Here is an 11,721-nt window from a genome sequence, read left to right on the forward strand (position 1 = left end):
TAAGCTAATTATCAAGGGTATCCGGTTGAATTTAATTAATCTATATATATCCGCCACTGTGTTAGGCATAACTTCGTTAATTACACAGATAACACTTCTGCGTGAACTCCTAACTGTATACCAAAGCAATGAATTAAACATCGGCCTAACCCTGTCATTATGGCTTATCTTTGTCGGTACCGGCACACTAATATCCAGCTCTTTCAGCAAATTATTCACTGCAAAAACACTTAACACAATACACTTCACACTTTCTATACTCATACCATTAACCCTCATAGCTTTACGCTATTCACGTATTATATTGAACCTCCCTTTTGGAACAAACCTTTCATTCCCGTTATTACTTCTCAACTTTATGTTCACCGCGCCGTTATGCATTATCTATGGCATACAGTTCAACGTTATATCAACATTATTACAATCCACGCAGAACGCCAACCCGAATAAAGCATATATTTACGAAACCTTAGGAACCTTTACCGGAGGCATAATATTCAGCTTTATCTTTGCCGGAAGGATGAACTCATTAACCTTATGTTTACTCATATCAATACTGAACAACATCGTAACGTATTTTATTATAACCAGGAATGATGTGAAAACCAGCCAATCGAAGCCAATAAAAGAAGGGTTTTCTAATACAGTTATAGCAACTATTTTACTTTTAACATTGTTTAATTCACAAACCCTAGACTTATCCATCCGCCAAAAAATGTGGGAAAATAATTATCAGATACTCACTTCGAAAGATACAAAATACGGCAATATACTACTACTTAAACGTGACAACCAATACAGTATCTATGAGAACGGCGCACTTACGTTCACCACACAGAATACTGAACACGCGGAATACCTTACACACCTTGCCTTACTCTCAAACCCTAAAATACAAAATGTACTTATAATCACCGGCGGGCCGTTGGTGATACAAGAAGTACTGCGTTACCCTAATGTCCGATCAATACTTTATACTGACCTTGACCCGGGACTGGTTGATATATATAAACAAATTCCCGCTGGCGCAGCAGTATTTCAAAACAAGAAAGTTACAATAATAAACACTGATGCCAGAAGATATGTCAACAGCACAATAAAAGATAAATTTGACGCTGTAATATTATCAGCCCCTGCACCAACAACATTGTTTTTCTCGCGATACTTCACCCAAGAATTTTTTTTATCTTTAAACAACATTTTATCAGCAAACGGCATACTAAGTTTATCCTTCCCTTCTTCCGATGTGTATTTAACCAATGAACTTATTAAAATTAACGCAAGCATATATTCTGCTTTGAGGAACTCATTTCCTTCAACTTACATATTCCCCGGCAACACTGCGTATGCAGTAAGTTACTGTAATTCAAAAACTCCGCAACCAGGAATAAAACAGTACTTAATAAATCTCAAATTACTAAAACCCAAACCATCAACGCTCAACCGTCACAATCTCCCCTTTAAATTTGATAAATACAAGCTTCAGTACTGGCACAGCACACTTACACGCAGAGATGAACATTCAATAAACACGGATTCGCATCCCGTAACCTATACCGCGATGATAGCTTTATGGCTGAAATCCACAACACCCGAATTCAACACTTATACCGTTACCGCTGCACATAATCAATTAACCCGTATTCTAAAAATAATAATCCCAGTTATTTCTGTAATCCTGATATTGGTTTTAGTAACACGCAATCCCAATGGTTTACAGCTAGGAACAGTATTTTTGTACGGCGGCTTAAGCATGTGCGCAGAAATATTACTTCTCCTGAATTTTCAGGTGATTTACGGTTATCTTTACGAACAGATATCCTTACTTATTTCCGCATTTATGATTGGTTTGTGTATCGGCAGTATTCTTGCGGAAAAAATGTTGAATACAAAAACTTTTACCGGCGAAAAATTATTACGTTACCTCACCAACTCCACAATCTTCCTATATTTAACAGCATTCATTCTGGGTATCATATTCGTAAACTACTCAATCGCAGGCACACTATTCTTTATTTCCATGCTACTAATATCCTTGCCGGTAGGCGCAATATATACAACTTCTTTGCATTTCACAAAAAACGCTGGCATCCTGTACTTCTTTGATTTACTGGGAGCAGGTATTGCGTCACTCAGTGTGACACTATATTTTATCCCGGAATTTGGCATCAGCCTAACTTTTATCCTGACGATTATAGTATTAGCAGTACTCGCAGCTATTATTAATATGATTAAACTAGATTAATTAATCCCCTATTTTCTCACCGTATATAACAACCGATCCTGCAATCTCACGAAATACGGGCATACTTTCAATTATACTGCCTAAGAATGATACTGCCGAAATCAAAGGTTTTGGTACAAAAGGATGCAAAAAATCGTAAGGAAACGTTTTTGTATTTATGAACCCCGCATTTTTAATCACTTTTTCAACTTGCCAGCGTATAAACGCGGCTTCATCCGGGCTATCACCCATAGCTTCCTTAATAACCCCGACATTTTTTTGTACCAAAATCTGGGGGTTCAGCATATTAGGTTCAGCAAAAACCATCCTACCTCCGGGTTTTAGAACCCTTAGTATTTCTTTAAACGCAAGCCCGATATTAAGATGATGCAAGATAGAACTGCCAAACACAACATCAAACGTTTTATCGGTACAGGTCAACGCCATAGCATCTTCCCGAACAAACCGCGCGTCTTTACATTCAATCCTTGCTTTCTCCAGTAAATCATCAACGATATCAGTAGCTATAATCTCAGCGCCTGTACGTGCATAAACTAACCGTGTAAATAACCCTGTCCCACAGCCAATCTCCAGGACTTTATCAGTTTTTTTTATCTTAGCTAATTCCACAAAAATAGCAGCACGCCGGTTTGCGCGTACACGTCCCGCAGGACTTCCCCAGCCCCAGATATCTTCCGCGGCATGCAAAATTTTTTTCCCGTGTTTTACTTCATTATCAATACGTTTATTTTCAGTCATATATTATCTATTTAAACACACTTGCAATTTCATAAACATATACTTTCTTCAGGTTAGCTTCATTCAAATACTTTATTGCACCAGGATCGTTGTCTATAACAATATTCTCTATCTGATACTTATGGTCAAACACTTTAAAGGGTTTCTTCAGCCTAAGAATCGCAGTAACTTCTTTCTCAAGCTCATTATGGTTATACTCGTTTATATCAAACTCCTTAATTAAATACTTAATCTTCCTTTCCTTTGCCATTGTAAGTATATCCTTGACAGTGTTCAACCTGTCAGAATTAGCATAAACTTTTTTACCGAGATAAAACTGCATATAAGGCCACGCGCAGAGGCTTGCAACTTCAGTCTCGCCGGTAGATTTAATAAATGATGCTACATCAGGATAGCCGGATTTAAGATTTATCAGTACCCCTGCAATCACAACATTTTGTATTACTACTAAAACCCCTATTAATATAACCACTGCCTTTAATACCGGCAATTTCAATCCGGTATAAAAATCACAACCAGTTTTCGCAAGCATGATATAGGTAAACGGAAATATTATGGATAACAACCTGGCAACTGTAACCCCTGGTTTCATAGTCCAAACAACAAATATTACCGCTGTATTTATTAATAACAAGGCTTCAATAAAATTAAACTTTTTAAAATTCTTAATCAAGAAATATCCAACCGACGTTACTAACGCATACAAAAAAACCCAACCATTATTCAACAAAATAGCTTTAATATAGAACAACACATCGTAATTAGTAACGGCTTCACGGATATTCAATCCCTGTACAGTCCACCCAAACTGCCTTGCGAAATACTCAAAATATGTCATTGCTACTATACCCTCAAGTTTATTACCTAAAAATGCTTTTATCAGCATATACACAATTTGGTATGAGACCGGAATAATCAGTAATCCGAGTATATAAATCCCCATATTTTTAACGGCACTGTTAAACTTCGTATTCTTCCACTCTTTTATCAAACTATACACAAAGATTAGAGCCATAACAAAAATACTGCTGACCAACGCGGTATAGTGACATGTAACCGCCATACCGGCAGTTATACCGGACAAAAACACGTGTTTTATCTCCCACTGCCTGTTATACGCCGATACAAGCAATAAGATACTTAGTGTGAAAAAAAACAAGCATGCAGATAATGGCAACCCATTACGTGCGTACAGTATATCGTAACCGCTTACCGCCATTAATAAACACGCAGTGGATGCGATATATAAATTATTGTAGATACGCATGGACAGTACGTATACCAATATCAATGTCAATAAACTAAATAGAGTGGACATTAAATGCCCACTATAATCCCTGGAACCAAAAACCGTACTGGCAATAGATAATAATGTAATAAATCCCGGCTTTGCCACACCGGTCGGGAAAATACATCCTTTATCAATAAGTTCTGATTTAAGCCCTGCAACACTTTTTTGTTTATTTCCGTTGAATACATAATGTAAAACCGTGGGTACTGTTTTTGCTTCAAGCGCGTAATATGCTTCATCCCAATAAAATAACCCGTGTGTACCAAAATTCACTAACCTTGGCACAAGCGCAAGAACCACGATTATTAATAGAGGAATTACTTTTTTACCCATTTCGTTACCGTGTATAAAGACAAATCCAGGGGCGTTATGACAGGAAATTTAACTAATAGCTGCAGATCAAACTTTTTTCGTAATTCAGCAATAACTTTATTATGACCGGACACATGTTCTTTATCATGATCAAACCCGAGTATCTTGAATAACCCGTCTGTAATAACATTTTTTGTGGGAATACCTACTATTAAGAAACCTTTTTCCGCCAAAATTCTATGAATTTCCTCAACTGCCGTTTTCGTGTCCTCTATATGCTCCATAACACTTAAACATACTACGCAATCAAATTGACCGGTTAAGTACTCCATCTTAAGAATATCGCCGGTTGATAACTGCGCATTAACACCTTCCTTTACCAGCATTTCATGCACTAACTTAACATTAGAATGAATATCCATACCGTACAATGACGCGCAATGTACCGAAAGTTCCGGAAGAAATATGCCGCTGCCATACCCTATCTCCAACAAATTATTGCAGTGCACGGTTTTAACAACCTTTTCTGCCATTTTTAAACGTTTTAGATACATGAATCCGGTTAATGGTTTATAGTAATACTCGATAGGATCTTCAGAATTAGTAACACGCATATTAGACTTCTGTGGTAGTTTCATCTTATATATTCTCCACCCGTGGCTATTTAGAACAACACAAACCTTTTAAAAGCCACCCATACCATCTTTAACAGCAACATCCCGTGTTTTACCACCTGTGTCTTCGGTGCGCCGTATACACGCGGGATATAATGTACAGGCACCTCCGCGACTTTCATATTATTCTTGATTACACTGTAGATAAGTTCGAAATCACCAAACGGGTCAAAATCACCCCATACCTTCAACGCATCAGTGATCTTTGTACGATAATTATTTTTTGAGATAGCTTTTAAACCGCATAACGTATCCGTAAAACGTTGACCCAGGAGTAATGAAAAAATAATACCAAACGAGCGGTTGCCTATATGATTAACAAACGGCATACTATCTTTATCCATACGGTAAACAAGCCGGCTTCCGTTGATATACTCTCCTATACCAGCTTTATATACATCATAAAATAACTGTACTTCTTCAGGTGGGGTAGTGAGGTCTGCTTCCAGTAGTATCATAAAATCACCGTTTGCGTTAAGATACCCTTTTCTGCAAGCGTCCGCTTTACCTTTACCATCCTGGATATACAACTTAATATCTTTTTCAGGATATTTTGTGATAATACGTTCAACTTCCGTGCGGGTATTATCCTTGGATCCGCCTTCCACAAACACGATCTCCGTATGCTTACCCATTACAGGTATACGCTGCACCAGAGGCTCAACATTTTTCTCTTCATCCCTGACACACAAGATCACAGATACTGTCATATCCTCCGCATTCTCCGGAGGTATCAACATACGCGATACACAGTATTGCATAATACACAACCTGCGCAGAAAAGGTATCTTTGCAAAGAATTTGTTCAAAATCTCGCTGATGACCGGTATGTATTTAGGGAACAATAAAGAATACCCGCGCTTGACCGGCTGATAGCCAGTGATCTCCAAAAAATTTTCTACATCATCGATTGATAACCAGTTATGGTTCATCTCCGGCATTTTTAACCCAACTTTTTCGCCGAACTTCAGTAATGGCTGCCATATCGGATTGTACTGCATAACAATTACGCGTGTATCACTGGTACAATGTTTTGTTATACGTTTGAACAATTTCTGAATATCCGCGGTTTCACTTAATGTGTTATTCAGGATAATATAATCAAACTTTTCATCTTCAGCGAAAGGAAACTTATCTTTCTCAATATCTGCACAAACAAATTTAGTATTGGTTTCCGGATAATTCTTACCTGCAAGCTCAACCATCTTCGGACTGATATCAATCCCTATACCGTATGAAGGTTTTAAACTCGCCAACAACGCACCGTTATGGCAGGACAGGTCAAGTACTTTACAGTTTTGCATTACTGCAAACCCCAATACCTCTTTTATAGTATTGTGGTAATACTTATTCCTACCCTGCCATTCATCAATTGTCCCGGCATAGTACTCGTAATGAGTGATAATATCAGCTTTATTAATCAAAGAAAACTTCTCCGTTCATAAGTTACCAACCCACTACTTAGCATCCCCCGCAGGAACCGCTGCTGCTGCAGCAATGCCATCCGCATGAAGTTTTTGTAAACGATTCCACTTGCGGTCAATTTCGTTCTGCATCTTAGCCACAACATCCTGGCTGTCTGGTGACATCAAATGCTTAAACCGCACCTGAGTTTTCAAAAATTCAGTAACCGGCTTCTTTTCTTTTGGTTTATACGTAACCCTATACGTCCCGTCCACCACTTCGTATAACGGCCAAAAACAAGTATCCGCCGCGAGTTTACCAATATCTGTTATAGTCTCCGGAGCATGTCCCCATCCCAACCGGCACGGCTGAAGTACATTAATAAAAGTCGGACCGTCGGTATCCAACGCTTTCTGTACCTTATTTACAAGGTCACTCCAAAACCCTACTGCCGATTGAGCGACATAAGGAATACTGTGAGCAACCATTATTTCTGTAAGATCCTTCCGTTGTTGTTCCTTCCCTTTTTTTTCTTTACCCGTGGGAGCAGTAGTGGTATACGCTCCAATCGGCGTAGCGGATGAACGCTGTATCCCGGTATTCATATACGCTCCGTTGTCATAACATACATATAACATCCTATGTCCGCGCTCCATTGCACCGGACAAAGATTGTAATCCTATATCATATGTCCCGCCGTCACCACCAAACGCGATGAACCGTATATCTTTATTAATTTTCCCCTGACGTTTAAGTGAACGATATGTCGCTTCTATTCCACTACATGAAGCTGCTGCGTTCTCAAATGCGCTATGAAACCATGACGTCTTCCACGCGGAATACGGAAATATTGTAGAAGAAACTTCAAGACAACCCGTAGCATTTGCTACTACTACCGGCGTATTCGCTGCCATTAACACCTGCCGGGCAATAATACCCGCACCACAACCTGCGCACAGCCTATGCCCTCCAGTAAACAACTCAGGCTTTTTTGCTAAATCTCTTATTGTAGCCATGTTATATTTATCCCTTTCTTAAAAATATTCTTACGACCTATTCCCGAACGCCGATATAGTTTATCTTAGACCCAACTTTTCCAGCACTCAATATCTTGCCAAGTTCTTCATAAATATATCTAATATCATTTAAGTCAAACTCGCGCCCGCCAAGGCCGTAGATATAGTTCGTCATCAAAGGCCGTTTATCAAGGTCATACAACGCTGACCGTACTTCATCAAAAATCGGCCCGCCAAAACCGTCACATGAATCTGAACGATCCAGAACAGCTACGGATTTAACATTTTTCAATTCTTCCGCTAATGCATCCGCCGCAAACGGACGGAAGACGCGTAGTTTCAGCATCCCAACCTTTTTCCCCTGTTTTCTAAGTTCAGAAATAACATTTTTTGCAGTCCCTGCAGCTGAACCTATAACGACAAGCGCTAATTCCGCGTCATCCATATTAACTTTTTCCCATAAACCGTACTCGCGCCCAAACTTTTTACCAAACTCTTTTCCAACATTAAGCACGATATCTTTGGATTTAACCATCGCATCTGCCAACTGCCTGCGATGCTCAAAATAATAATCCTGTAGGTCAATCGCGCCAAGCGTAAATGGATTATCTACGTCCAGCAAGTACCGTTCGGGTTTATAGTCGCCAACAAAAGCCTGCACCTGCGCGTCTTCAAGTAATTTTACAACTTCCATGCAATGACTGATAATAAAACCATCCATTGTTGAAATCACAGGTAACTTTGCGGTTTCCGCAATTTTTACTGCCTGTATAATATTATCATAAGCTTCCTGCGTATTTTCAGCATGTAATTGTATCCACCCGGAATCACGGGTACCCATGACATCGGATTGATCACCGTGTATATTTATGGGGCTTGATAACGCGCGGTTAGCTACTCCCATAACTATCGGCATCCTCAACCCGGCTGCGATATATAACATTTCCCACATCAATGCCAAACCCTGGCTTGACGTTCCAGTCATTGCACGCGCACCTGCGGCTGATGCGCCGATACACGCGGACATCGCAGAGTGTTCGCTCTCCACTGCTACATATTCGGTTTTCACTAATCCATCAGCGACAAACTGCGAAAATATCTGTACTATTTCAGTTGCCGGTGTTATAGGGTATGCCGCAACAACGTCAGGATTAATCTGGCGCATAGCTTCGGCAACCGCTTCGTTCCCGGTTTTAGCTATATCTTTCATATATAATAGACTCCTTTCACCTTCCTACTTATTTCCCTTGCCGAAACTTTTCTTCGGGTTCCATCTTAATAGCCTTCTCTTTTAACGGACAAACATGAGCGCAAATCCCGCATCCTTTACAATGATCGTAATTGATCCCGCACATTTTACCGTCTTTAGTAATGATAGCGCTATCCGGACAATACACCCAGCACATAAGGTCGTGTTTACACTTAGTAGAATCCCAAACCGGGCGTTCGGACCTCCAATCACCTGTTTTAAAATTTGCAGCTGTTCCCGGTGCGAGTATATCACCTTCCGGCAACTCTTTCCATCCTTGCTTCTTCATTATGACAACTCCTTCTAAAATATATACTTATTCACCTTTAACTTCGTCATATGCACGCTGTATAGACTTTAAATTCCCATCAATTATCTCAGGTTTATTCCTAAACTTTTTTTCAAGTTTATGCTTGGTATCTTCAAGAACACCTTCTATCTTTAACAATTTACTAACCTTAACCAACGCGCCCATCATCGGTGTATTAGGTATATTCCGCCCAATTGTTTGTATCGCAATCTCGCTGGCATTCACCGTAAACACCTGCGCTTTTGTCGGATTAATTTTCTTTCTCATCTCTGATGCCGGTAATGGCGAGTTAATAATAATCGCACCATCATCTTTTAACCCTTCGGTAACATTCACAGTTTCAATTAACGTCGGATCAAGAACCACAACGTATTTTGGCGATTGCACATGGCAGTGCAATGTAATCGGTTCATCACTTATTCTATCAAACGAAAATACCGGCGCACCCATACGTTCCGGGCCATATTCCGGAAACGCCTGTACCTGTTTACCGGTTGCAAGTGCTGCTTCCGCAAATAATAACGCTACTGTCTTAGCCCCCTGCCCTCCACGACCATGCCATCTAATTTCTGTTAATTCACTCATTTCTTTCTTAACTCCTTCCTGCCTTCAATTGATTGACTTAAAGTAACACTATCCGCATATTCGAGGTCACCCCCAGCGGGAATGCCGTAAGCGATCCTCGTAATTTTTACATTTATATTCTCTAACTGAGCTACGATATAGTTCACTGTCATTTCGCCTTCTATATCAGGGTCAAGCGCTAAAATAATTTCTTTTATCCCGCTGCCATTACTTACCCGCGTTGAAAGTTCGTTGAGCTTTAGTTTATCGGGTGTCACTCCATCTAATGGCGAAATCGGCCCCCCGAGTACGTGATACAAACCATTAAAAGACTTAATATTTTCAATTGCGGAAACATCCTGCGGATGTTCTACAACACATAGCAATGTTTTATCGCGGTTACTATCACCACATATCTCGCACGGATCTGTTTCCGTATAATTATAGCATACTGAACATTTTTTGATATCACGTTTTGAAGATACTAACGCATTAGCCAGTTCAACTATTTCTTCACGGTTAGTACGAAGGACATAGTACGCTAACCGTTCAGCTGCACGCGGGCCTATCCCGGGAAGTTTCTGTAATGCCTGCACAAGTTTATCAAATACCTTTACCATAAACACCAGTTCATTTCTTACTTTTTCCTGAATTATCCTTATTAGTATCTATCTCATTATTTCCAACAATTTTTGCTTCAGGGAAGGTTTCCTGCACACCATGTAGATCAAACTGTATCTGTGTCGCTTTTTCATCTTTGGGATCAAGTTCAGTCTCCACCCCGGTATCCCTGTTGCCTGAGGTATTACCAGAGGGTTCCACTATAACAGTATCTTCCACCGGTTTCTCAACGAGTACTTCAAGTTCATACCCCTCGACCTCAGGTACCATATGAACAATTTCCTGTTTTACCATCCTGATATCTTTTAAGATCTTATGTTTTGCAACTTCGTCGGTTACCGTGACAACAATTTTATTGTTCTCGATTCTATGCTGTGCTTTCCTCATACTTTCACCGATTAAATTCTTACCGGTAATTCTTCTTGTTATTTGCTCCCATAGAGAAAACAGTTTATGTTCAACCATATCAGTTTTTTGTTCTTCAGAAAGCACTGGCGTAACTTTATCAATGACCTTTTCCTTCTCCGGTTCCTCAACCACGGTATCACTTCCCTGCATAAGCGTTTCAATACTCACAACCTTCTTACTCAACCATGCAAGTGTTGTTTCCAGAACAATCCCGGGGTATTCACTCCACTTCATTTCTTCAGCACACCGTACCAATAATTTAATACCGCGCAGAATATGAGCAGCATCCGTTTTCCTGACTAATTCCTTTAATTCATTGGATAATCCGAGATTCGCAACATTTTTTTCATTTGAACTATATTTCAATAACAACATCTTACGGTAATAATCCCGGAGATCTTTTGTCAGCTGGTGAACATCGTACCCGTTATTCATACTAGTTTCAAGTAACTCCAAAACTTCACTTGTCCTACCAGCTGAGAGGCACTGGGTTATATCATGCAAAACCTGTGACGGTATCAATCCAAGTAATGAAGACACTTCTTCGTACCCCACTTTATCCCCACCGTAAGAAATAGCCTGGTCGAGTAAGCTCTGTGCATCACGCACACTACCCCCGCTGTTTTTTGCAATAAGATCCAGCGCTTCCTTTGTAACTTTAATTTCACGCCCTTCACCGCGTTCTTTTTCAATAATCTCATCGAGATACTTCGATATCAGCGGGATAGGAACTAACTTAAGTGTAAAATGCTGGAGTCTCGAGATAATTGTCCTTGGTAACTCATGAGGTTCAGTTGTTGCCATCATAAATTTAACATGTGCAGGCGGTTCTTCTAAAGTTTTTAGCAATGCATTAAACCCAAATGATGTTATCTGATGAACCTCATCA

Annotated in this window: 11 protein-coding genes; 1 reads left to right on the top strand and 10 read right to left on the bottom strand. The window is 39.8% G+C overall.

The genetic code is table 11. The features are described 5' to 3' along the window. Window positions 1–25: 25 nt before the first annotated feature. Window positions 26–2,245 (top strand): hypothetical protein, encoded by a 2,220-nt coding sequence (locus WC955_07640; GenBank protein ID MFA5858924.1) that lies wholly within the window; start codon window positions 26–28, stop codon window positions 2,243–2,245. On the opposite strand, the gene WC955_07645 is transcribed toward WC955_07640, so the two are convergent. The 10 genes from WC955_07645 to WC955_07690 form a co-directional block, all read right to left on the bottom strand. After that, entirely contained in the window at window positions 2,246–2,983 is a 738-nt protein-coding gene (locus tag WC955_07645; protein MFA5858925.1) for a class I SAM-dependent methyltransferase, read from the bottom strand. A 7-nt stretch (window positions 2,984–2,990) separates the two neighbouring features. Then, on the bottom strand, window positions 2,991–4,607 hold the full coding sequence (locus tag WC955_07650) for a glycosyltransferase family 39 protein (GenBank protein MFA5858926.1): 1,617 nt from the start codon (window positions 4,605–4,607) through the stop codon (window positions 2,991–2,993). Beyond that, entirely contained in the window at window positions 4,592–5,224 is a 633-nt protein-coding gene (locus tag WC955_07655) for a class I SAM-dependent methyltransferase (protein MFA5858927.1), read from the bottom strand. Before WC955_07655 ends, WC955_07650 begins: the two co-directional genes overlap by 16 nt. Window positions 5,225–5,250: 26 nt before the next feature. Then, on the bottom strand, window positions 5,251–6,684 hold the full coding sequence (locus tag WC955_07660) for a glycosyltransferase (GenBank protein MFA5858928.1): 1,434 nt from the start codon (window positions 6,682–6,684) through the stop codon (window positions 5,251–5,253). A gap of 33 nt (window positions 6,685–6,717) precedes the next feature. Next, a complete protein-coding gene (locus tag WC955_07665; GenBank protein ID MFA5858929.1) occupies window positions 6,718–7,680 on the bottom strand; it encodes a thiamine pyrophosphate-dependent enzyme in 963 nt (320 codons plus the stop codon). Window positions 7,681–7,717: 37 nt separating this feature from the next. Beyond that, on the bottom strand, window positions 7,718–8,890 hold the full coding sequence (porA, locus tag WC955_07670) for a pyruvate ferredoxin oxidoreductase (GenBank protein ID MFA5858930.1): 1,173 nt from the start codon (window positions 8,888–8,890) through the stop codon (window positions 7,718–7,720). A 28-nt stretch (window positions 8,891–8,918) separates the two neighbouring features. Further along, entirely contained in the window at window positions 8,919–9,218 is a 300-nt protein-coding gene (locus tag WC955_07675) for a 4Fe-4S binding protein (protein ID MFA5858931.1), read from the bottom strand. A 27-nt stretch (window positions 9,219–9,245) separates the two neighbouring features. After that, window positions 9,246–9,824, bottom strand: a complete 579-nt coding sequence (locus tag WC955_07680; GenBank protein ID MFA5858932.1) for a 2-oxoacid:acceptor oxidoreductase family protein — start codon at window positions 9,822–9,824, stop codon at window positions 9,246–9,248. Beyond that, entirely contained in the window at window positions 9,821–10,423 is a 603-nt protein-coding gene (gene recR, locus WC955_07685; protein ID MFA5858933.1) for a recombination mediator RecR, read from the bottom strand. The genes WC955_07680 and recR overlap by 4 nt, the downstream gene beginning before the upstream one ends. A gap of 10 nt (window positions 10,424–10,433) precedes the next feature. Continuing rightward, on the bottom strand, window positions 10,434–11,721 hold a 1,288-nt coding region (locus WC955_07690; GenBank protein ID MFA5858934.1), incomplete at its 5' end, for a hypothetical protein.

The sequence above is a fragment of the Elusimicrobiota bacterium genome (assembly GCA_041658405.1).
Taxonomy (GTDB): domain Bacteria; phylum Elusimicrobiota; class UBA5214; order JBBAAG01; family JBBAAG01; genus JBBAAG01.

Coding starts and splice junctions, on each gene's coding strand:
- WC955_07650 (MFA5858926.1), bottom strand. CDS start 4,607: ATGGGTAAAAAAGTAATTCCTCTATTAATAATCGTGGTTCTTGCGCTT.
- WC955_07675 (MFA5858931.1), bottom strand. CDS start 9,218: ATGAAGAAGCAAGGATGGAAAGAGTTGCCGGAAGGTGATATACTCGCA.
- porA (MFA5858930.1), bottom strand. CDS start 8,890: ATGAAAGATATAGCTAAAACCGGGAACGAAGCGGTTGCCGAAGCTATG.
- WC955_07655 (MFA5858927.1), bottom strand. CDS start 5,224: ATGAAACTACCACAGAAGTCTAATATGCGTGTTACTAATTCTGAAGAT.
- WC955_07645 (MFA5858925.1), bottom strand. CDS start 2,983: ATGACTGAAAATAAACGTATTGATAATGAAGTAAAACACGGGAAAAAA.
- WC955_07665 (MFA5858929.1), bottom strand. CDS start 7,680: ATGGCTACAATAAGAGATTTAGCAAAAAAGCCTGAGTTGTTTACTGGA.
- WC955_07680 (MFA5858932.1), bottom strand. CDS start 9,824: ATGAGTGAATTAACAGAAATTAGATGGCATGGTCGTGGAGGGCAGGGG.
- recR (MFA5858933.1), bottom strand. CDS start 10,423: ATGGTAAAGGTATTTGATAAACTTGTGCAGGCATTACAGAAACTTCCC.